The sequence below is a fragment of the Bacillus sp. T-10(2022) genome (assembly GCF_056502895.1).
The window spans coordinates 5,420,182-5,442,377 of sequence record NZ_CP113518.1; the positions used below are offsets into that span (position 1 = coordinate 5,420,182).

Consider the following 22,196-nt stretch of genomic DNA (forward strand, 5'->3'; position numbering starts at 1 on the left):
CTCACCACCCTTTTATAAATTAGTTAGACCTTTATTATTCAGAAATAACGAAGTTCTTTTTGAATTCGTTAATTGCAGCAACGATAGCAGCGTCTTCAGGAAGACCTTTAGTTGTGCGAATGTGATCTAATAATTCCGGATGAGAACGATCTAGGAACACATAGTATTCTTCTTCAAAACGAAGGATATCCGATACTGGAATATCATCTAAATGACCTTTAGTCAATGCATAGAAAATCATGACTTGTTTTTCAACTTTGATCGGTTTGTTTAGGTCTTGTTTCAGAACTTCAACTGTACGAGCACCACGGTTAAGTTTTGCTTGTGTTGCAGCATCCAGATCAGAACCGAATTGAGAGAATGCTTCCAATTCACGGTATGAAGCCAAGTCAAGACGTAAAGTACCGGCAACTTTTTTCATCGCTTTAATTTGTGCAGATCCACCAACACGGGATACGGATAGACCAGCGTTAATCGCAGGACGTACACCTGAGAAGAACAAATCGGATTGCAAGAAGATTTGTCCATCAGTGATGGAAATTACGTTTGTTGGAATGTAAGCAGAGATGTCGCCTGCTTGTGTTTCAACAAACGGAAGCGCAGTGATTGAACCGGCACCTAAAGTGTCATTCAATTTTGCTGCACGCTCAAGTAAACGGGAGTGCAAGTAGAATACATCCCCTGGGAATGCTTCACGACCTGGAGGACGGCGAAGTAGCAAGGAAAGTTCACGGTATGCAGATGCTTGCTTAGAAAGATCATCGTAAACCACAAGAACGTGCTTGCCAGCGAACATGAACTCTTCACCCATAGTCACACCAGCATATGGAGCTAGGTATAAAAGTGGTGCTGGTTGAGAAGCTGATGCAGATACAACGATTGTGTAATCCAAAGCACCATTTTTACGTAGTGTTTCAACAGTTCCACGAACCGTTGATTCTTTTTGACCGATAGCCACATAGATACAGATCATATCTTGGTCAGCTTGGTTAAGAATTGTATCGATCGCAACTGATGTTTTACCAGTTTGACGGTCACCAATGATCAACTCACGTTGTCCACGACCGATTGGAACTAATGCATCGATTGCTTTAATACCTGTTTGTAAAGGTTCATGTACTGATTTACGGTCCATTACACCTGTTGCAGGGCTTTCGATTGGACGAGTTTTTGTCGTAGCGATCGGGCCTAGGCCATCTAATGGCTGTCCAAGCGGATTCACGACACGTCCGATTAATTCTTCTCCAACTGGCACTTCCATGATACGGCCAGTACGGCGTACTTCACTGCCTTCTTTAATGTCTCTGAATGGTCCAAGAATAACAACACCAACGTTATTTTGCTCAAGGTTTTGTGCTAATCCCATTGACCCATTGGAAAATTCTAAGAGCTCCCCAGACATTGCATTATCTAAACCATGAACGCGTGCGATACCATCACCAACAGTGATAACCGTACCAACATCGCTTACTTTAATTTCCGACTGATAGTTTTCAATCTGCTTTTTAATCAGCGCACTGATTTCTTCAGCTTTGATGCTCATGAATTTCACCCCTATCTGTGAATATTAACCTAATAGTTGTTTGCTAAGGCGATCTAACTTACCGCTAATCGTCCCGTCATATATGCGGTTACCGATTTGTAATTTGATGCCGCCAAGGATATTGCTATCTGTAATATTAGTAATGCGTAAATTTCTTTTGCCGATTTTCGCTGCAAAAGATGAAGACACAGCTTCCACTTCCGTTTCAGTCAATGGACGTACTGTATAGACCGTTGCATCAGCTACTGAGTTTTCTTCATTCGCAAGTTCAATGAACTCTTGTGCCATTGCTGTCACTTCATCTGTACGATGACGCTCCACCATCAACATCACAGTGTTTTGAACGGAAGAAGAAAGGCTTGCAAATGCATTTGCAATCAAAGCGGCTTTTGCATCTTTAGTCATTTTAGGATGAGCCAGAAAACTTAATAGCTCATTATCATTTGTAAAAACTTCATTCACTATGCGAAGCTCTTCTTCAAGTTGGTTAATGAGATTTTGCTCTTTCGCAATTTGGAAAAGGGCAACGGCATAACGCTTTGCTACTGTTATATCGCTCATTTCCCTTCTCCTGCCTCTTGAATGTAGTCATTAATCAGTTGCTCTTGATCTGCTTCGGATAATTCTTTTTCTATTACTTTAGAAGCAATAAGTACGGATAAAGATGCCACTTGCTCGCGTAATGCCGTAATGGCTTTTTCTTTTTCCTGTACGATTTCACGCTTAGCTGTTTCTTTGACGCGTTCAGCTTCAAGACGTGCTTGATTCACGATCTCTTCACGCTGTGCTTCACCTTGAAGTTTCGCGTTTTCTATAAGTTGTCCCGCTTCAGTGCGAGATTGTTTTACGATTTCACGTTGTTCTTCTAAATATTTAAGTGCTTCTTGTCTGCTAGCTTCAGCTGCTTGAATTTCATTTGCAACATGTTCTTCACGTTGAGTCATGATGCCCATTAGAGGACCCCATGCAAATTTCTTCAGCAACGCTAACAAAATGATAAACATTACTAATTGGTATAACATGTCTCCGCCATTAAAGCCATGAGACGTTGACCCAAGTACAAAGCTGCTTGTTAACACGCTTGGTTCACTCCCTTCACGAGTTTCACTTCTTAAAGCGTTCATTATATATGAACTTTAGAAAACTATGCTCTTAAACTGTATAAAAACAGGATTGTGGACATAAAGGAAAGGCGAAGGTTCACATGGAACGAACTTCGCCATTTTTGAACTTTTTGAAGGTTCTATTAACCACCATATACCATAAACGCAATTACTACCGCGATGATAGGCATCGCCTCAACTAAACCTACCCCGATGAACATTGTTGTTTGAAGCATACCGCGAGCTTCTGGTTGACGAGCGATACCTTCTACTGTTCTTGAAACGATAAGACCATTACCAATACCTGCACCTAGTGCTGCTAAACCAATTGCAATTGCTGCTGCAAGAAGACCTACTGAACCTGTCATTATAAATATCCTCCTTAGATTGTATCAAAATTTATTATTTTTTTAGTTCTAAATGAACTTATAATTAATGGTCGTCACTGACTTTATGAGACAGATAAACCATTGTTAACGTGACAAAGATAAACGCTTGGATACTACCGACGAAAATACTATAGCCTTGCCATACTAATGTAGGCACAATTGCACCAATAAATCCGGCAGCTCCACTAAATGCTAGAGATCCCGCTAATAGACTCAGCAAAACTTCACCAGCATAAATGTTACCATATAGACGCAGACCAAGTGTCAAGGAGTTTGTAAATTCCTCTACAAGTGTCATTGGGTTTTTATAAGCTTTAAAATAACCCTTGGCGCCCTTCATTTTTATAGCATAATAATGCGTTAAACCTAAAACCATGACTGCAAGAGTCAATGTGATAACTGGGTCGGCTGTTGGTGATTTCCACCAAAGCACACCATCGTAACTAATTGCAAACGGAAGACCTAGCATATTGGACACAAAAATGTACATCAGCAAAGTCATACCAAGCAGTTGAAACTGACCACCTGTTCTCCAGTCCATGTTACTATTAATAATACCCTTAACGAAATCCATAATCCATTCCATGAAATTCTGCATGCCAGTTGGCTTCATGGCAAGCTTACGTGTACCAAGCACAGCAAGTATGAACACAACTAGGCTGGCAACTGTAATCATTAGGACGTTACTCAAGTTAAAGGTAAGACCCATAAATTCTTGTAAGGGTGCTTCATGATTCAACTATATTCACCTCTCTTCCCCGCTATCGACGTATTAATTGGATGAAAAAATCTATAAAAATGACAATATAAGCTGTCATTAATCCCCATACAACACTTATCAGATGAAAATGCTCCGGAAATTCCAATGCAATGAGTACCGCTAGACCTGCGGATGCCATTCGAGTCATCGTCCCAAGAGATTTAGTTTTCTTTCCTTCATCGAGCGCCTGACTGAACTTTTTCATTTTCTGATTGATCAGCCATAAATTGTATAAACTCAAACTCGTACCCAGTATAAGCCCAGCAAAAACGGCTTGATAACTCGTAAGTCCCCATCCAACAACATAAACCGCCAGAAGAAAAATTATATATTTACTCTGCCTGTTGAACATGATTTTCATTTCTGGCATTTTTCATTTAATCTCCTGAGAAATATTTTCGTACTGAATGAAGCATTGCTTGTAAACCTAGCAAGTCCACAAAGAAGGCCAATTACTAATAGCAGCGGTTCGAATCTTAGGTTCTGGCAAGCAAATGAAGATACCGAACAAAACTGATCCGACTATTTGAGAAAGAATCGCTGACATCAAAGTCATAGCCATTTTAGACGGCAAATCATTTGACGCAAGTTGCATCCTCGCGGTTGAATTTGGTGGAGGATAGAAAACATTTCATGCTGTAAAAATCTGCATGCCGGGCTACTGAAAACCCTCTCATTTTACATCCTTTGTTAGCATACAATAGGCTAGAATCATTGTCAATGAGTGGTTAGTGAAATTTGTCACAGGTTTGTAATTATTAACGAATTGTTCACAAATTATCTTTTTTCTACTATTGACATCCGTTTTATTTTACTTATTGTCGTCTGTTCACTCAATAAGTAACGTCTTTTCTATCCGATCTTCCCTTCCGCCCCTTCTCGCAAAGATTATCGCTTTATACACTCCTTTAGGCGGCAAGTCTTTTTTCAATACATCTCTTTTGATCAAACCGGAAGGTGCCGATCTCGACCAATCCAAATATCCAGCGAATTTCAAGCTATCTTCCTCATAAAGGGCAATACCGAATTCTTCAGCCCCACGCGGAAGGTACATTTCGTATCGATATGTACCTTCCTGGTCTCCTTCGCCAAAATCAAATCCCATTACCCTTGGATAATCAGGCTCTTCTTTTACATATAAATAAGGAAGTGATATTCTTTTGGTTCCTTCCATTATAATGAGGTATCCATCAAAGACCCCCTTTTTAAGCTCGGCTGGGTTGACCTGCAGTCCCACTTTAATTTTTTTCTTTTCCTTCGGATTCAAAGTAAGGGATTTCGGCAATTCCCAAGTGAGTCCCGTTTCCTTTAATGGGACCATGAAAGAGTACTTCCTCATTTTCGTTCCGGTATTTTCTATAACTATCGTTTCATGATGCTCTTCAATTCCTTCTTTCTTTGTATACATTCCAAAGGACAATGAGCTAGGATTCAAGAGCGTGTCCGCTTTTAATGCTTCGTCGACCTGAATGCGTCCAGCCCCCTGTTCATATGTGTGATAAAATTGATTCGCAGATTTCCTCAATGGCTTTGAAGTGCTCATCAATGCAGATTTCACTTGATCAGGAGTCCAATCCGGGTGTTTTTGCAGGATTAATGCGACTGCTCCTGCAACATGCGGTGCGGACATACTTGTTCCATCCAAGGACATATATCCTTTAGGAACGGTGCTTTTAATTTCCACTCCCGGCGCCAATACGTCAGGCTTTATTCCCCATGATACGGTTACCGGGCCCCTTGAGCTAAAATCCGCGAGCCTATCCTGCTCGTTCTTATAAACAAATTGTACGGTTTTGCTCTGCCCTTGCTCCATGATTTGCTTAAGCTGCAATCCATCTCTTCTATTAATAGAAGCAGCTGGGATGTTCATTTCCTTTTCCAAGCTTCCAGTAAAGGTCCCGCTCGTATTATTATAAACAATTACCCCCTTTGCACCTGCCTTTTCTGCATTGGATACTTTCTGCTGGAAGGTAAGTGTGCCACGTTCCATCAAAACAATCTTATCCCGAACATGTTTCAGGTCTTTTTCATTACCCAGTCCCCCATATATGACATCCTCGGAAAACGTCAGGTTCCATTTTTTAGAGCCTTGAAACAAGGTTAAATGCGATTGATGCTTTTTCGATCCAAGTCCGTAAATCATATACGGAACCCTTAAGGGAGGAGTCGATGCACCAACGGAAATCGCTTTTTCCGCTGTTCCGGGTGAACCGACGGTCCATACAGCCGGACCGGAATTCCCGTTTGATGTCACGGCAACTATTCCGCTTTCCACAGCCTTATTCAATGCAAGGGAGATAGGCAAATCAGGGCCATTGACGTTATTGCCAAGAGAGAGGTTCAATACATCTACCTTATCCTTCATGGCTGACTCAATAGCTGTCAAGACTTGATCCGTATCTCCTGCTCCACCTGGTCCCAAAGCTCGATATGCATATATCTCCGCCTCTGGTGCGACACCTTTCATTTTTCCATTGGCTGCAATGATGCCTGCCACATGTGTACCGTGTAATGTATCCAGGTCGCCTTGGTTTTTGGTTTCCATCGGGTCTTCATCACCATCAACAAGATCCTTCCCGCCCTTATAAGCTCGTTGCAAATCTGGATGTGTATAATCGATGCCAGTATCGATTATCCCTACTTTTACCCCTTTCCCGGTTATCCGGTGATTCTCCTTATCAAAGAAACCCCTGACCCTGCCTCCTCCTATGTATGGGACACTTTCATCCAACACAGCTTGATAAACGGACACTTCCGTTACAGCCTGTATTTCGTCCTCCTTTTTAAGTTGTTCTATCTCATTCATCTTCCCATGAAGGGAAAATCCATTCAGGGCGATCGAATAAACATTCCGTAATTGAAGGGAAGGATATTTTTCAAGCAGTTTTTCGATCTTTTTTCGTTGAAACTCCTTATCCATCGTGACAACAACCGTCACTTCCTTAGATTCTGATAGTTTTGGTAAAGGCGGCAGAATGACGGATGCGAACCCCTTTTCATTTTGATAAATAAATACAAAAAGGAAAACAAACACTAAAAACAATTTCTTTCCCAACATAATCATCCCCTTAGCAATTATCTTTTCTCAACAACCTTGGAGTATGCAAATAAAAAAAGGAAAAGCGCATGGCTTTTCCTTTTTTATGAGTCAAATCTAGTTGGCGGCATATTTACTTGCTTAAAATAGTAACGGATGGCTTCAGCTATGCGGACCGAAGCGTTTCCGTCCCCATATGGATTTGAAGCTTTGGACATTTTTTCGTGCACCTCTTGATCCGTGAGCAATTCATGTGCCAAATTATAAATGGTTTGTTCATCAGTACCCGCCAATCTTAAGGTTCCAGCCGCTATCCCCTCAGGACGTTCAGTCGTGTCCCTTAAAACCAGGACAGGTACACCAAGTGACGGTGCCTCTTCCTGGATTCCTCCAGAATCAGTCAAAATCAAATAGGCCCTTGAAGCGAAGTTATGGAAATCCAAAACATCCAGCGGCTCGATCAAATGAACCCGCGGATCGTCCCCGAGAATTTCGTTCGCCAATTCCTGAACAAGAGGATTTAAATGGACAGGATATACAACTTGAATATCATCATGCTCAGCAATAATTCTCTTCACGGCCCTGAAGATATTCCTCATGGGTTCCCCTAGATTTTCCCTGCGATGGGCGGTAAGCAAAATGAGCCTGTCTTCTCCAAGTCCATTTAAAACCGGATGGGAATACGTGGACCGCACAGTCGTTTTTAAAGCATCGGTTGCCGTATTTCCCGTCACGAAAATATTATCCTTCTTGTTTTCGTTAAGCAGATTCTCCTCCGCTTTCGAAGTCGGCGCAAAATGCAAATCCGCCATCGTACCGGTAAGCTGTCGATTCATCTCTTCCGGATAGGGGGAATACTTATTCCAGGTGCGCAGCCCTGCTTCTACATGCCCAATGACAATCTGATTATAAAAAGCAGCCAGACTTGCGACGAATGTTGTGGTTGTATCTCCATGTACAAGAACGATATCAGGCTCAGCTTCCTTCATTACGGAATCAAGACCATTTAATGCTCTTGTTGTAATGTCAGCAAGCGTTTGCCTTTCCTTCATTATGTCCAAGTCATAATCCGGCTGAATGGAAAATAGTTCGAGAACTTGATCTAACATTTGGCGATGCTGAGCCGTAACAGCAACGATCGGCTTGAAATGTTCTGGGTGTTTTTGAAATTCGAGTACTAAGGGAGCCATTTTGACAGCTTCTGGTCTCGTCCCGAAAATGGTCATGACTTTTATCGGTTTGTTCATTCGTGACACCTCAGCTTCTTTCCTTATTTTGTGCCGAATAAACGATCTCCTGCGTCTCCAAGACCTGGAACGATATATCCATGTTCATTCAGTTTTTCGTCAAGGCCAGCAATATAAATATCAACATCCGGATGGGCTTCTTTTAATGCGTCCACACCCTCTGGAGCTGCAATCAAACACATGAATTTAATATTCACTGCACCGCGCTTTTTAATGGAATGGATCGCTTCGATGGCTGATCCGCCAGTGGCTAACATCGGGTCAACGACAATGCATTCCCTTTCAGCCAAATCACTTGGCATTTTCGCATAATATTCAACAGGTTTCAATGTTTCAGGATCACGGTAAAGACCAACATGTCCGACCTTTGCAGCAGGAATCAGCTTAATGATTCCGTCCACCATCCCTATGCCTGCACGTAAAATCGGGACGATTCCTACTTTTTTACCAGAAAGCATTTTCACTTTCGCCGTGCTTACAGGCGTTTGGATTTCCACCTCTTCCAGCGGCATATCCCTCGTGATTTCAAATGCCATCAATGAAGCGACTTCATCCACCAGTTCACGGAATTCTTTTGTTCCTGTATTTATATCACGTATATAGGCTAATTTGTGTTGAATTAACGGGTGATCGAAAACATAAACTTTTCCCATTTAGCATCTCTCCAATTCCATTGCTTAGTTTTGCGCTTTTTTATGATTTCCCTAATCGAATAGAAAAATTTTCGTGTCTTTTTAAATTCACTTCAACCTATTTTACAGAAAAACGTTTCAATCTTCAATAAAGGTTTAGATGTCAGACCTATTTTCACTATTCGGATTCTTCTCACATACGGACTCCCATAAGGTATAAAAAAACCGCTCCCTATAGAAGGGAGCGGCTCAAGAATATTACAATGAAGGATATAATTCAAATTTGTTAGCTAATGATTCAACACGCTGTTTTGCTTCTTCAAGTTTAGCTGTGTCCTCATTATTTTTCAAAACAAGTCCGATGATTGCAGCTATTTCATCCATGTCTTCCAATCCGAAGCCACGTGATGTCACTGCCGCAGTCCCAATACGAATACCACTTGTAACGAATGGTTTTTCCGGGTCATAAGGTATCGCATTTTTGTTAACGGTAATACCGATTTCATCCAAAACATGCTCTGCGATTTTTCCCGTTAATCCAGTAGAGCGCACATCAAGAAGAATCAAGTGATTGTCCGTTCCATCAGAAACAAGGGTGAACCCTTCTTTCTTCAAACCTTCGCCCAGACGTTTAGCATTGTCGATGATTTGTTGTGCATACACTTTAAAATCATCTTGAAGCGCTTCGCCGAATGCAACAGCCTTAGCGGATATAACATGCATCAATGGACCGCCTTGAATTCCAGGGAAGATGGATTTATCGATTTTCTTACCGAATTCTTCTTTACAGATGATCATTCCTCCGCGCGGTCCGCGAAGTGTTTTATGAGTAGTTGTCGTTACAAAGTCAGCATAAGGAATTGGACTTTGGTGTAATCCAGCCGCAACCAAACCTGCGATATGCGCCATATCGACCATTAAATAAGCTCCGACCTCATCTGCAATTTCACGGAATCGCTTGAAATCAATTTCCCGTGGATATGCACTTGCACCCGCTACGATCAATTTCGGTTTGTGCTGACGAGCTTTTTCCAATACATCATTGTAATCGATACGGTGATCTTTTTCGTCTACCCCATATTCAACGAAATTGTAGTTAACACCACTGAAGTTAACTGGGCTTCCATGTGTTAAATGACCTCCATGCGAAAGGTTCATCCCAAGCACGGTGTCGCCGGTTTGAAGCACTGTAAAGTAAACGGCCATATTGGCTTGAGCTCCAGAGTGAGGCTGTACGTTCACATACTCCCCGCCGAAAATTTCTTTCGCACGCTCACGTGCTAGATCTTCAACGATGTCTACATACTCACATCCGCCATAGTAACGTTTTCCAGGGTATCCTTCTGCATACTTATTAGTCAAGACCGACCCTTGCGCTTCCATGACAGCTTCACTCACGAAGTTTTCAGAAGCAATAAGCTCAATTTTACTTCTTTGACGCCCTAATTCCAGTTGAATTGCGTTAAACACTTGCTCATCTTGCTTTGCTAAACGATTCATTCCGTAATTCCTCCTCAAATTGTGCGTGATTCGCTTTTTAGTATTTATGTGCAACATGCCTTCAAAAAAGCATGAAAAAGCCTTACCAATAATTATTAGAAAATTCTACTCCATTTTAACATGTCTAATTTAGAAGTGATAGTCTAATTTTATCGAACATTAAATGTTTTTATATTTAAAAACGTTCGTATTTGACATCGAAATCATGGTAAATAGCCCTTTCACCCTATATTTAATGAGCGAAATCTCCATTCTATTAGCACTACAAAATAAAAATTTTTCTTGTGAACCTTATCTTGAGCTTTACGATTTTGCTCAGATTCTATTAAAAAACAGCATTCCCCATCCGAGAAATGCTGTCTCAATTACCTTAAGTACAACTCTTGTTTTCAGAGATGTCCTGATAAACGGCCCGTTCCCCGCCAATCAGTTTTGGGCGGGTTTTTGCCATGGTCACATGAGCATGGCCTATTTCTTTAATGGCAGAGCGAATCGGAACCGCCACATGCTTCAGATGCATGCCAATGAATGTGTCTCCAATGTCTATCCCCGCATCCGCTTTGATATGTTCAACGACGACTGCATCTTTCCATTGCTGATAGGCGTACGTCGCCATCGATCCCCCAGCTGTTCTTACAGGTACAACCGAAACTTCTTCATAATCATATCGAATCGCGGTTTCCCTTTGCAAAACCAATGCCCTGTTTAGGTGCTCACAACATTGATACGCAACCTGAACACCCGTTTTTCCTTGAAAATCCCTCACTACGGAAAAAATCATCCCCGCAACATCGAGCGTCCCTTCAGTACCGATCCTTTTCCCGATCACTTCACTTGTACTGCAGCCGATAACCAGTAGCTGTTTCTCTTTTAAAGCTGCCTGCTCTTGAAACTCATGTAAAAGTTCCCGAAACTGGTTTTCCCATATCTCAAGCTCATTTGAAAATGTAGCATCACTTGTCATGAAAACGCATCCTTTCAATAAGAAAAATTGCTATCGGAACTCTCCAAAAACCATAAGAATTAGCTGTGCTTACCTTCGTACTCCGCAATCTTACCGATCCTGTTTTGATGACGCCCGCCTTCAAATTCCGAAGTAAGCCATGTTTGGGCAATTTCCCTGGCAAGACCCGGGCCAATGACACGCTCCCCCATCGCTAACATATTGGTATCATTATGCTGACGGGTCAACTTCGCACTATAGACATCATGAACCAAAGCACATCGAATTCCTTTGACCTTATTAGCAGCAATGCTCATTCCGATTCCAGTTCCACAGATTAAAATGCCCCGATCGAACTCACCCCTTGCCACTTTTTCAGCAACCGGCAAGGCATAATCAGGATAATCCACCGACGTACTGCATTCACAGCCAAAGTCCTCAAATGGAATCTGTAACTCATTCAATAAATTCTTTATTTCTTCACGGATATGTATACCACCATGATCCGAAGCAATCGCAACTTTCATCATAATCCTCCTCTAGCTTTTACATTTGATTTTATTGTGTCACAAAATTATGAAAAGATAAAGGATGTCCATCCTTTATCATCGCAAAGAAGCAGGAAACCGACTCCGGTTTCCTGCTGTGAAATGTCAAGTGTGAAGCGGGTAAGGTTTCTGTTTAACTTTTCCGCTTGCACTTTAAATTCCATTGCCGATTTTTCGACATTTTCCATGACTATCGCTTGCTCGCTTGTGACAGCCGTCACTTCTTCCGCTCCAGCAGATGTTCTTCTGCAATAGCAGCCACTTCTTCTGCTGCCTTGATCATACACTTTCCAATTGACGGTCAACAAGCTTAGTAATATCTTTTACTGCAGCGACCACATTATGTACCCTGTTTACTATTTAAGCCTTAAGACCAATTCTTCAATTAATTCCTGCAGCTCCCTGAATGTTTCCCGATAAATGCCTTCAGAACCGCCAAACGGATCTATTATGTCTTTATCATACTTATCGTCAATAATGAATTCTTTTAAAGTAAAAATCTTATCGGTCATCTGTGGATATGCATGGGCAATGAGTGATTTATGCCCTTCCGTCATGGTGAAAATATGAGTCGCCCATTCCATCTCCTTCTCGGATAAAGGCGTTGAATGATGATTATGCACTATGTCATTTTCAGCCAATACATTTTTAGCATGCGTCGAAGCATCCTGGCCTGATGAAGCATACACGCCAGCGGACTTCACTTCAACGCCCGCAATATTCTTATTTTTCAATATCGCTTCTGCCATCGGGCTTCTGCATGTGTTGCCTGTACATACAAATAATACGCGGATCATTTATGACGCCTCCTTTTTTATTCATTATAAGCTATCGCCCGTTTATTATAGTCAAAAAAATCACTCTCATCATGTCTTAGGAAAAAATAAAACCGCCCCGGTAATCGGAACAGTTGAGGAAGGATAGATATGAAGTCAAGCGGCTCAAAAAGAGAACAATAATTTCAACCCAAACGCACATAGGATGCTTCCGCCAAGAATCTCACTATACACGCCAAGCAAACCCTGCATTTTTCTACCCAGCAAAAGCCCTGCCCACGTTAATAGGGTGGCAGCAAACCCAAAGCAAAGAATGGTTAAAATCGTTTTTGCACCGTAAATCCCCAGGGTTAATCCTACCGAGAAGCTATCCAGGCTTACCCCTAAAGCAAAAATGAATAGACCTTTCCCGACAGGAGCCAGCATATTATTTTCCCTGACACCAGCTCCATCCTTTTTACCAGGGATAAACATCTGTATACCAAGAATGATCAACAATAGACCGCCGGCGTAAGTAGCGAAGGTCCCGAATTTGTCTGAAATGAAACGGCCTGCCCCCATTCCAAGCAAGGGCATCCAAATATGAAAAAAGCCAACTGTCAGCCCTATAAAAAGAATTTGCCTCAACCTTAGCTTAAACATTCCCATTCCAAGGCCGACTGAAAAGGCATCCATTCCCAACGCGAATGCCATTAGCAATAAGGTGATGATTTCTCCAGCAAATGTATTCATTCCAATCCTCCCTCGGACGTGCCTACTACATGTTATGCATGTCCGAAAAGAAATAGAAGAATTAATCAGTCCTTATTACACATGTTCCTTGATGATTTGATGACCTGCAGCCTTCTCAAGCCGGTTCATGACCGCAGCTCCTATTCCATGGTCAGGAAACATTTCACTAAAAATGACATCGACCTCCAGCTCATCAAACTGTCTTAAAGCATCATATAAGCCTGTGGCAACAGTATGTAAATCAGCTAACGAACCTGGGGCAACCACATAATCCGCCTTATAATCCTGTTGATGTTCATAAGCCGTTATGATGCCCACCTTTAACCCATCACTTCTTTTTTCATCCACAAGCTTCTGAAGGAAAGCTTGATTACCCTTGACTAAATATAGAGGGGCCTTCGGAGCATAGTGGGTATATTTCATGCCCGGGGCTTTCGGCGCCGTTTCCTGATTCTTCAAAGCGACATCTTGCCGGACTTCCCCTATCACAGCTTCCAGCTGTTCCAGGGTCACTCCGCCGGGCCTTAATATAACAGGGACTTCAACAGTGCAATCAAGTACTGTGGATTCTACACCCACACCCGTTGTCCCGCCATCGACTATGCCTGCAATCCGGCCCATCAAGTCATCTTCAACATGTTTTGCTGAAGTGGGGCTTGGTTTACCGGAAGTATTTGCACTTGGAGCGGCAATGGGCAAATCACTCGCACGAATAAGACCTAGGGCAACCTGGTGATCCGGCATCCTGACAGCCACCGTGTCCAATCCAGCTGTCACAAGATTTGATAGCTGGCCCGGTTTTCGTTTCATTATCAAAGTCAAAGGACCCGGCCAAAATTCTGCCATTAGCTTCCGGGCCTGTTCCGGAATCTCTTCTACAATACCTGACAACTGCTCTTCTGAGGCTATATGAACGATTAAAGGATTATCACTCGGACGCCCCTTTGCTTCGAACACTTTTTGGACCGCCTCGTCATTTTTGGCATTCGCACCTAGTCCATAAACAGTCTCTGTAGGAAAAGCAACCACTTGGTTAGCCTTTAATAATTCAGCTGATTGTGTAATCTGGGGATAACTTTGTAAATTATCCACATTTTTATCCACTGACCAAATTTTCGTTTTCATCTTGAACATCATCGCCTTTTAACATTTCTTATTTTATATAATCGCTTTAATATGAACGATATTTTCAATTTAACGTACTAATTTCACTTAAAAGATACTTTGAAAGTATAAAAGAAGTATACACATAATTCAAGTGTTATCCACAAATTGGGGATAACCATATCGAATCCGTGGATAAGTTTGTGGATATTAATGATTAATGACAGATTTTTTTGATTTTTTGTTAATAACCCTGTGGATATGTTTTTATAATTATCTGAAAGTAAAAAAAAGGGCCGCTGCCCCCTTTTTAAAATAGATCATTGAATATTTCTGCAAACAAGGACTTCACTTCCACCTCAGGCTCCTTTTCCCCTTCATATAATTGTTGACCTTGTTCATTGGATGCCGCAAGTTCAACCTTGTTTTCTTCAACTTTCCCTTCAATGACTTCCTCTGTCACTTGTTCCTTATCTTTTACTTCTGTCACTTCTTCTTTTACCTCTTCCTCAACAACCTCTTCTTTTACGGTTTCTTCCGGTACTTCCTCTTTTACGCTCTCCTCCATTACCTCTTCTTCAACTACTTCCTCCGGCCCTTTTTCCTTTTCAACCAGCTCTTCTTCTTCAACCACTTCCTCCGCAACAGGTTCACTCTCTTCATTCGTTGCAGCATACGCCTTCCCATCCGAAGTCAGGGATCCTTCATCTTCTTCCTCAACAATCGGACTTTGACTTACAGCCGTCCCATTTGAAAAATCCAAGAAACATAATGGCGGAAATAGAACACACCACCAATTAGCGCCTTCCCCATCACCAAGTGTGATAATCACTGCTTCATAATCCCCTGCCGGATATAAATACTGCCCGTAGAGTTTTGTCGGAAATTCCGCTTGTCCAAAATCGACTTTTACTGACTGCTCCAAACCCTGTTCCTTTATAACTGCCTCAGCCGTCGCTTGGATATCCGGTAGATGCGAGGTGATCACATCCCTCGCTTCATCCAAAGAAGTAAGCTCCTCGACCCACTTTGTGATATCTTCATTTACCTTATCCCTAATAAGCCGTTTAACCGCTTGATCCTTTTCTGCATCACTATTAGCAAGTATCCGCAGACGAATCGCCTCATCCGGGATCACCTTCGTATCTTCTGCACCGACCATCTCCGCTTTAGGCATATATATACTTACGATCGTTCCTATAGTTAAGATTAATAGATAGATAATGGCTAAATGTTTTGTTTTCATCGCCTTCGCCCCCTCACATGAATTAGTCTCACCATTTTCCAGCTATCTTAAACTAGTAAAAATAAAAAAAGTTGATAGCTGGAAATATAGATTCCAAAGGATAATGAGGATGGTGCCCATAAAAAAATCCGTCTCGAAGGAGACGGATCACTTTAATGCAGCAAAGACCATACGATCTTTTTCATTTATGTCATTTACAATGGATACTTCTGCGGCAGGAAAGGTTCGCTTCAATAAATCGGCAACCGCCTTACCCTGTCCAGTGCCCACTTCAAAACCGATCAGCCCTGGCACCTTCATGATCAAAGGTAACTGCTCCATAAAGCGGCGGTAAAAATCCAACCCATCGATACCGGCAAATAATGCACGATGTGGTTCATGTCCTGTCACGACTACTGACATGGATTTATGATCATCATCTGGTATATATGGCGGATTCGATAAAAGGATGTCCACCTTCTGGTTCATGTTCATGAAAGGCAAAAGCAAATCACCTTGCATGAACTGCACTTCGGCACCAAGTGATTCTGCATTTTTCCTCGCCACCTCAAGCGATGGTTCCGCTATGTCCGTGGCCGTCACCAACAGATTTGATTTTTCAAGTTTCATCGTTATGGCGATTGCGCCGCTGCCGGTCCCAATATCAGCTAAATGAAGCTTCTGTCCCTCCATAAAAATGGCCGGGAGTTTACGTAATGTATAATAAATCAATTCTTCTGTTTCAGGTCTCGGTATGAGCACTTCTTCATTCACAAAGAAGGTCCGTCCATAAAATTCTTCACTGCCGATTATATATTGGATGGGCGTTCCCTTAGCATGCAGCTCAATAGCGCCCTTAAATTGCCCAAAATCCGCTTCACTAAGCTCATCATGAAGGTTGGCCAACATTTGGGAGCGAGTTTGTTTTAAAAAGTGCTGTAACAGGATTTCCCCAGCATTGGCATCACGATCATTTTCCTTTAAAAAAGAAGAAGCCCATTTAAGGGCTTCAAATACTTTCACTGCAGAATTACTCATCTGCATTTTCCAGCCTTGAAGATTGGTCTTCCATGATTAATGCATCAACCACTTCATCCAACTTACCTTCCATGATTTGATCCAGCTTTTGAATCGTTAAACCAATACGGTGGTCGGTAACGCGGTTTTGCGGGAAGTTATAAGTGCGAATCCTTTCAGATCGATCTCCCGTTCCAACGGCAAGCTTCCTATTTTGATCATATTCCGCCTGTACTTCGCGTTGGATTTTATCGTACACCCTGGCACGCAAAACCTTCATTGCTTTTTCTTTGTTCTTGATTTGTGATTTTTCATCTTGACAGGATACAACCGTATTCGTCGGAATATGAGTCAAGCGCACCGCAGACATTGTCGTATTGACACTTTGCCCTCCAGGACCGCTCGATGCAAAGGTATCGACACGAATATCCTTATCATGGATTTCAACTTCCACTTCCTCAGCTTCGGGTAAAACGGCAACCGTGGCTGTAGATGTATGAATCCGTCCGCCTGATTCAGTTTCAGGTACTCGCTGAACGCGATGAGCCCCATTTTCGAATTTCAATTTTGAATAAGCGCCATTGCCATTAATCATGAATATGATTTCCTTGTAGCCGCCAAGCCCTGTAGGACTTGCTTCAATGACTTCAGTCCGCCAGCCCTGCACCTCGGCAAAACGGCTATACATCCGGTATAGACTGCCTGCAAATAAGGCCGCCTCATCTCCGCCAGCCGCTCCCCGGATCTCCATGATTACGTTTTTATCATCGTTAGGGTCCTTAGGAATAAGCAAGATTTTCAGTTTATCCTCAAGGCCTTGTATGGTCTCATCAAGTTCATTGATCTCTTCTTTTACCATTTCACGCATATCCGAATCAAGTTTCTCCTCCAGCATCGCCTTTGCCTCCTGGAGTTGCTCACGAACCGCTTTGTATTCTTTATAAGTCGATGCGGTCTCTTGTATGCTGGATTGCTCCTTAGAATATTCCCTTAGTTTTTTGGAGTCATTAATGATCTCCGGGTCACTTAATAGTTCATTCAATCTTTCATATCTATCTTCTACTGCTTGCAATCGATCAAACAAATTATTCACCTCATAAATTTTCCAAAACATCTGAAACGAATTGGAAGTAATCCATCTTTTTTAACTATAAATAAGTAGCTCAGTGCCCCAGCTCAGTTCACTTCTAGGTTAATTATAGTATAGGTGAATAATCAACGTCAAAGAGATTCAAAAATGTCGTTATTTGTTTAATTTGACATCTACATTATATTGAGGCACAACCCTGTTTATCATGCCTTGTATTCGCTGCATTTCCTTATTTCTCTCTTTTTCCGTCTTGATTTTGCCTTTATCATGGACCGTAACATGTATGGTATTTCCATTAAACCAAACGGAACCTGCCTCATAATTAGTTTCCGATTCAATGACTCCGCGGATTTCATCAATTTGCTGCCCCATGGATGGAGAATTATTGGATGTATGATGCGGTGTGTTGAGGATTTGATCCGATGGCCGTTCCGCTTCATTGTCCCAATCATTATTGGATACTTGATTTAAACCATTGCCAACAAAATCCCTGCCGTCCCGGGATTGATCGCCATATTCCGAATCATTATTTATTGCATTGTCATTTTGACCGCATGCCGTTAGTGCAGCAAGCAGAAAGGCCGTCATAATAAGCAGTTTTGATTTCATATTTTTTCCCTCCATTTTGATTGGTTAAGAAGAACATTTCCTCGTTAGCCTACCCAAAACGGGGCAATATTTATCTTTTATTTCCCTTCCATGTATTGGTCAGGCCACCTGAATAACTCCGACAGTTTTTCCACTTTTCCGCATAAAAAAAGCACCCTGCGATCTCATTGGATCATAGGGCACCATCATTCAAATATGTTCTTTAATTCCAACAGCCTGCTTACCCGGAACTTCGTGATGATGGCGGCAGCGGGGCTCGTATGATTCCGATGCACCCACAAGGATGATCGGCTCATCATAGGAGGCCGGCTCCCCATCTATCAAGCGCTGTGTCCTGCTCGCAGGTGATCCGCACACTTCACATACAGCCTGCAGCTTAGTCACCGATTCTGCCAGCGATAATAGTACAGGCATAGGACCGAATGGTTCACCTCGGAAATCTTGATCGAGTCCAGCCATAATCACTCGATAACCGCTGTCCGCAAGATGCTGGGCAACCCCGATAATTTCATGATCAAAAAATTGCACTTCATCTATTGCAATGATATCCAGGGGCTTGTCCAAATACTTAAAGATATCCGTTGAATGGGCAATCGGTTTTGCCATCACAGAAGAGCCATTGTGTGATACGACAGCCTCTTCCGCATAGCGATTATCAATAGCTGGTTTAAATACAGCTATTTGCTCTTTAGCAAATTGAGCACGGCTGACTCGTTTAATCAATTCCTCAGATTTACCCGAAAACATGCTTCCGCAAATAAGCTCGATCCAGCCTGTTTGTTTCATTACATACATGGAAACAGCTACTCCCTTCCACCTGTCGATCCCTTGGCCATAATTGAAGTCGACCCGGCTTTATATAAATTCTTACTTGTTTATGGAAAAGAAAAAACAGGCAAGAAAAATACTTGCCTGTTTTTTAAAAAGTCCGGCTTATTTAATACCGTATTTTTTGTTGAAACGATCAACACGTCCGCCAGCTTCAGCGAATTTTTGACGACCAGTGTAGAATGGATGGCATTCTGAACAAGTCTCAACTTTGATCTCTTCTTTAACTGAACCAGTTTCAAAAGTGTTTCCGCAAGAGCAAATTACTTTTGAAAGCTTATAATTTGGATGAATTCCAGTTTTCATTCTTTTCAGCTCCTTATGCCCTGAATCATTCGAAACAGAGTTATATACTTCAAGTTGAGGGAAAAACACCCTCACATTTATTGTAAAAACACATGAACTCATTATAACAACTTAAGACTAGTTGTGCAACTGTTTGTTTCTTACAGGGTTTAAGAACGTTTTACGCTCGCCGGCCCCTTTTTCATTTCTGACATCTCTTCATCCAGCTTACTGAAAAATTCTTCATTACCCTTTGTCTGTTTTAGACGGCGAAGGAATTTCTCCGAGAAATCAGGCGAATCCGACATCGTTTTCCTGATGGCCCATAGTTTATCCAGGCGATCTTTCGGAATTAACAATTCTTCTTTACGAGTGCCTGAGCGGCGAATATCGATTGCCGGGAAGATGCGTCTTTCGGCAAGGGCACGATCTAAATGCAGCTCCATATTACCCGTACCTTTAAATTCTTCATAAATGACATCGTCCATTCTTGAACCCGTATCTACCAATGCTGTAGCAAGGATCGTCAGGCTGCCGCCTTCCTCGATATTCCTCGCCGCACCGAAAAAGCGTTTTGGACGGTGGAATGCAGCAGGGTCAATCCCCCCTGATAGTGTACGTCCGCTCGGCGGAATGACAAGGTTGTAAGCACGGGCAAGTCGAGTGATGCTGTCCATTAAAATGATGACATCACGTTTATGCTCCACAAGGCGCATGGCTCGTTCTAGCACTAGCTCAGCCACCTTGATATGGTTTTCCGGCACTTCATCGAACGTTGAACTTACCACGTCCCCAGCAACGGAACGTTCAATGTCAGTCACTTCTTCCGGGCGTTCATCAATCAACAGCACAATCAATTCCGATTCGGGATGATTTGTGGTTATCGCATTGGCAATTTCCTTGATGAGCATCGTTTTACCGGCTTTTGGCGGTGCGACGATCAGCCCACGCTGTCCAAAACCGACCGGTGCCAGGACATCCATAATCCTGGTTGATAAGTTCTTCGGTGTCGTTTCCAGTTTAATTTGCCTGTTTGGATACAGCGGTGTTAAACCTGGAAAGTGGACACGCTCTTTTGCAGATTCCGGATTATCGCCATTGACTGCTTCAACATGCAGCAATCCATAATAGCGCTCGTTTTCTTTTGGAGGCCTTACCTTACCGGACACTTTATCTCCATTTCGCAAATCGAATCTGCGGATCTGTGAAGCAGAAATATAAATATCCTCCGAGCTTGGAGAATAATTAATTGGACGCAGGAAACCGAAGCCCTCTGAAGGGATGATTTCTAAAACGCCCTCCATGAATAGGAGACCATCCTGCTCAGCTTGTGCTTTCAGGATAGCGAAAATAAGTTCCTTTTTTGAAAGTTTGCTGTAATAGGAAACTTTATATTCACGCGCGTGCTCATAGAGATCCTTTAGTTTCATGTTTTCTAAATTAGAAATAGTTAAATTCATTATGACACCACACTTTTATTAATTAAACGTTTTCACCCATACTGAAAAAGAAATGGTTTGTTAGATGGAAGAAAAACCGCAATCCATGTACCCGACCAGAGTTTTCTTAGAAAGGATGATACATTTTTACATGTAAAGAAGAAAATTAATTGAAGGCTTCTTGAAGTTTGGAGTGAAAGGGCAGATTTTAAATTATTAATAGTAGACCAAGCTTTATTTTACTTTTTTTATTTTAATTATTCAACTTAAATTTTTTAAAAAAGAAAGCGAGCGATGAAACCGCTCGCTTTTTAAAAGTGATTTTTCTAAAAAACGCTATCAGTCAATCAAACCATTCGGTTTAATCTTAAGACTGTGACGACCATCAATGAAACGAACGGTACCAGATTTAGCACGCATGACTACGGATTGTGTTTCGCCGTAATGCCCTTTAAATTGTACTCCGCGTAAAAGTTCTCCATCAGTCACACCTGTTGCAGCAAAAATTGCATCATCTCCGCGAACAAGGTCTTCCATTCTGAGGACTCTTCCTAAATCAAGGCCCATTTTACCACAGCGTTCCACTTCTTCATCACTTTGAGGAACGAGCTTGCCTTGAATTTCCCCTCCAAGGCATTTCAAGGCAACGGCTGCGATAACTCCTTCTGGAGCTCCGCCAGATCCGAATAAGATGTCAACACCGGTAAGATCGAAGGCCGTATTTATGGCTCCCGCTACATCTCCATCGTTGATCAGCTTGATACGTGCCCCTGCCTCACGAAGTTCATGAATGATCTTCGAATGACGATCGCGGTTCAATACTGTTGCAACCACGTCTTGAATATCTTTATTTTTTGCCTTGGCTACAGCTTTCAGGTTGTCCAACACGGAGGCATTGATATCAATCTGACCAACAGCCTCTGGTCCGACAGCTATTTTATCCATATACATATCCGGGGCGTGAAGCAAGTTCCCCTTATCGGCTATCGCCAATACAGCCAATGCATTCCAGCCGCCGGATGCAACGATGTTCGTTCCTTCTAATGGATCAACCGCAACATCCACTAGTGGCCCAAGACCGGTACCAAGTTTTTCGCCAATATAAAGCATTGGCGCTTCATCCATTTCCCCTTCACCGATTACAACCGTTCCTTGCATGGGAATAGTATTGAAAACATCCCGCATTGCAGTTGTTGCTGCATCATCTGCTTCGTCTTTCTTTCCTCTTCCCATCCAACGAGCAGAATTCAGTGCCGCCGCCTCAGTTACGCGGACAAGCTCCATCGATAAACTTCTTTCCATTTCCGGTTCCCCCTCATGTACACTAGCATGATTTATTTATATATTAGTATAACACATTATATCATATATAGTAACACAATGAGGTTA

Annotated in this window: 24 protein-coding genes; all 24 read right to left on the minus strand. The window is 42.2% G+C overall.

The features are described 5' to 3' along the window. Positions 1–34: 34 nt before the first annotated feature. The 24 genes from atpA to glpX all read right to left on the minus strand — a co-directional run bounded on the left by atpA (position 35) and on the right by glpX (position 22,109). Complete coding sequence (atpA, locus tag OSJ91_RS26815) at positions 35–1,543, minus strand: F0F1 ATP synthase subunit alpha (protein WP_048685849.1); 1,509 nt, start codon at positions 1,541–1,543, stop codon at positions 35–37. A gap of 24 nt (positions 1,544–1,567) precedes the next feature. Further along, positions 1,568–2,104 (minus strand): F0F1 ATP synthase subunit delta, encoded by a 537-nt coding sequence (locus OSJ91_RS26820; protein WP_101223834.1) that lies wholly within the window; start codon positions 2,102–2,104, stop codon positions 1,568–1,570. Beyond that, positions 2,101–2,622, minus strand: coding sequence for a F0F1 ATP synthase subunit B (gene atpF / locus OSJ91_RS26825; protein ID WP_048685855.1), 522 nt, complete (start codon positions 2,620–2,622; stop codon positions 2,101–2,103). The genes OSJ91_RS26820 and atpF overlap by 4 nt, the downstream gene beginning before the upstream one ends. Before the next feature lie 167 nt (positions 2,623–2,789). Then, on the minus strand, positions 2,790–3,014 hold the full coding sequence (gene atpE / locus OSJ91_RS26830) for a F0F1 ATP synthase subunit C (protein WP_048685857.1): 225 nt from the start codon (positions 3,012–3,014) through the stop codon (positions 2,790–2,792). A 64-nt stretch (positions 3,015–3,078) separates the two neighbouring features. Then, positions 3,079–3,774 carry a F0F1 ATP synthase subunit A gene (gene atpB, locus OSJ91_RS26835; protein WP_137017338.1) on the minus strand — a complete coding sequence of 232 codons (696 nt, stop codon included), beginning with the start codon at positions 3,772–3,774 and terminating at the stop codon, positions 3,079–3,081. 22 nt (positions 3,775–3,796) lie between these two features. Beyond that, positions 3,797–4,165 (minus strand): ATP synthase subunit I, encoded by a 369-nt coding sequence (locus tag OSJ91_RS26840; protein ID WP_048685860.1) that lies wholly within the window; start codon positions 4,163–4,165, stop codon positions 3,797–3,799. Positions 4,166–4,624: 459 nt separating this feature from the next. After that, complete coding sequence (locus OSJ91_RS26845) at positions 4,625–6,853, minus strand: S8 family serine peptidase (protein ID WP_350300682.1); 2,229 nt, start codon at positions 6,851–6,853, stop codon at positions 4,625–4,627. 83 nt (positions 6,854–6,936) lie between these two features. Further along, on the minus strand, positions 6,937–8,079 hold the full coding sequence (gene wecB / locus OSJ91_RS26850) for a non-hydrolyzing UDP-N-acetylglucosamine 2-epimerase (RefSeq protein ID WP_485890760.1): 1,143 nt from the start codon (positions 8,077–8,079) through the stop codon (positions 6,937–6,939). A gap of 23 nt (positions 8,080–8,102) precedes the next feature. Beyond that, complete coding sequence (upp, locus tag OSJ91_RS26855) at positions 8,103–8,732, minus strand: uracil phosphoribosyltransferase (RefSeq protein WP_101223839.1); 630 nt, start codon at positions 8,730–8,732, stop codon at positions 8,103–8,105. Positions 8,733–8,969: 237 nt separating this feature from the next. Continuing rightward, on the minus strand, positions 8,970–10,211 hold the full coding sequence (locus OSJ91_RS26860; RefSeq protein WP_098864408.1) for a serine hydroxymethyltransferase: 1,242 nt from the start codon (positions 10,209–10,211) through the stop codon (positions 8,970–8,972). A gap of 370 nt (positions 10,212–10,581) precedes the next feature. Continuing rightward, a complete protein-coding gene (locus OSJ91_RS26865; protein ID WP_350300684.1) occupies positions 10,582–11,175 on the minus strand; it encodes a TIGR01440 family protein in 594 nt (197 codons plus the stop codon). 59 nt (positions 11,176–11,234) lie between these two features. Continuing rightward, positions 11,235–11,681 (minus strand): ribose 5-phosphate isomerase B, encoded by a 447-nt coding sequence (rpiB, locus tag OSJ91_RS26870; protein ID WP_034315832.1) that lies wholly within the window; start codon positions 11,679–11,681, stop codon positions 11,235–11,237. Positions 11,682–11,728: 47 nt separating this feature from the next. Continuing rightward, positions 11,729–12,010 (minus strand): hypothetical protein, encoded by a 282-nt coding sequence (locus tag OSJ91_RS26875; RefSeq protein ID WP_485890761.1) that lies wholly within the window; start codon positions 12,008–12,010, stop codon positions 11,729–11,731. 48 nt (positions 12,011–12,058) lie between these two features. Then, positions 12,059–12,499: a low molecular weight protein arginine phosphatase gene (locus OSJ91_RS26880; protein ID WP_350300686.1), complete on the minus strand. Its 441-nt coding sequence runs from the start codon at positions 12,497–12,499 to the stop codon at positions 12,059–12,061. A 144-nt stretch (positions 12,500–12,643) separates the two neighbouring features. Then, positions 12,644–13,210 carry a manganese efflux pump MntP gene (locus OSJ91_RS26885; RefSeq protein WP_350300687.1) on the minus strand — a complete coding sequence of 189 codons (567 nt, stop codon included), beginning with the start codon at positions 13,208–13,210 and terminating at the stop codon, positions 12,644–12,646. A gap of 75 nt (positions 13,211–13,285) precedes the next feature. After that, the gene (locus OSJ91_RS26890) at positions 13,286–14,335 is read right to left on the minus strand and encodes an L-threonylcarbamoyladenylate synthase (protein WP_350300688.1); all 1,050 of its coding nucleotides are present in this window, start codon (positions 14,333–14,335) and stop codon (positions 13,286–13,288) included. Positions 14,336–14,624: 289 nt separating this feature from the next. Beyond that, complete coding sequence (spoIIR, locus tag OSJ91_RS26895; protein ID WP_350300689.1) at positions 14,625–15,560, minus strand: stage II sporulation protein R; 936 nt, start codon at positions 15,558–15,560, stop codon at positions 14,625–14,627. A gap of 147 nt (positions 15,561–15,707) precedes the next feature. Then, a complete protein-coding gene (gene prmC, locus OSJ91_RS26900) occupies positions 15,708–16,577 on the minus strand; it encodes a peptide chain release factor N(5)-glutamine methyltransferase (protein ID WP_350300690.1) in 870 nt (289 codons plus the stop codon). Beyond that, entirely contained in the window at positions 16,570–17,640 is a 1,071-nt protein-coding gene (prfA, locus tag OSJ91_RS26905; protein ID WP_350300691.1) for a peptide chain release factor 1, read from the minus strand. Before prfA ends, prmC begins: the two co-directional genes overlap by 8 nt. A gap of 159 nt (positions 17,641–17,799) precedes the next feature. Then, the gene (locus tag OSJ91_RS26910; protein WP_350300692.1) at positions 17,800–18,255 is read right to left on the minus strand and encodes a hypothetical protein; all 456 of its coding nucleotides are present in this window, start codon (positions 18,253–18,255) and stop codon (positions 17,800–17,802) included. 189 nt (positions 18,256–18,444) lie between these two features. Next, entirely contained in the window at positions 18,445–19,050 is a 606-nt protein-coding gene (locus OSJ91_RS26915) for a thymidine kinase (protein WP_034315845.1), read from the minus strand. Positions 19,051–19,188: 138 nt separating this feature from the next. Further along, a complete protein-coding gene (gene rpmE, locus OSJ91_RS26920; RefSeq protein WP_034315847.1) occupies positions 19,189–19,389 on the minus strand; it encodes a 50S ribosomal protein L31 in 201 nt (66 codons plus the stop codon). 149 nt (positions 19,390–19,538) lie between these two features. Then, the gene (gene rho, locus OSJ91_RS26925) at positions 19,539–20,828 is read right to left on the minus strand and encodes a transcription termination factor Rho (RefSeq protein ID WP_034315849.1); all 1,290 of its coding nucleotides are present in this window, start codon (positions 20,826–20,828) and stop codon (positions 19,539–19,541) included. Between the two features lie 318 nt (positions 20,829–21,146). Beyond that, positions 21,147–22,109, minus strand: coding sequence for a class II fructose-bisphosphatase (gene glpX, locus OSJ91_RS26930; protein ID WP_214744235.1), 963 nt, complete (start codon positions 22,107–22,109; stop codon positions 21,147–21,149). Positions 22,110–22,196 lie beyond the last annotated feature (87 nt).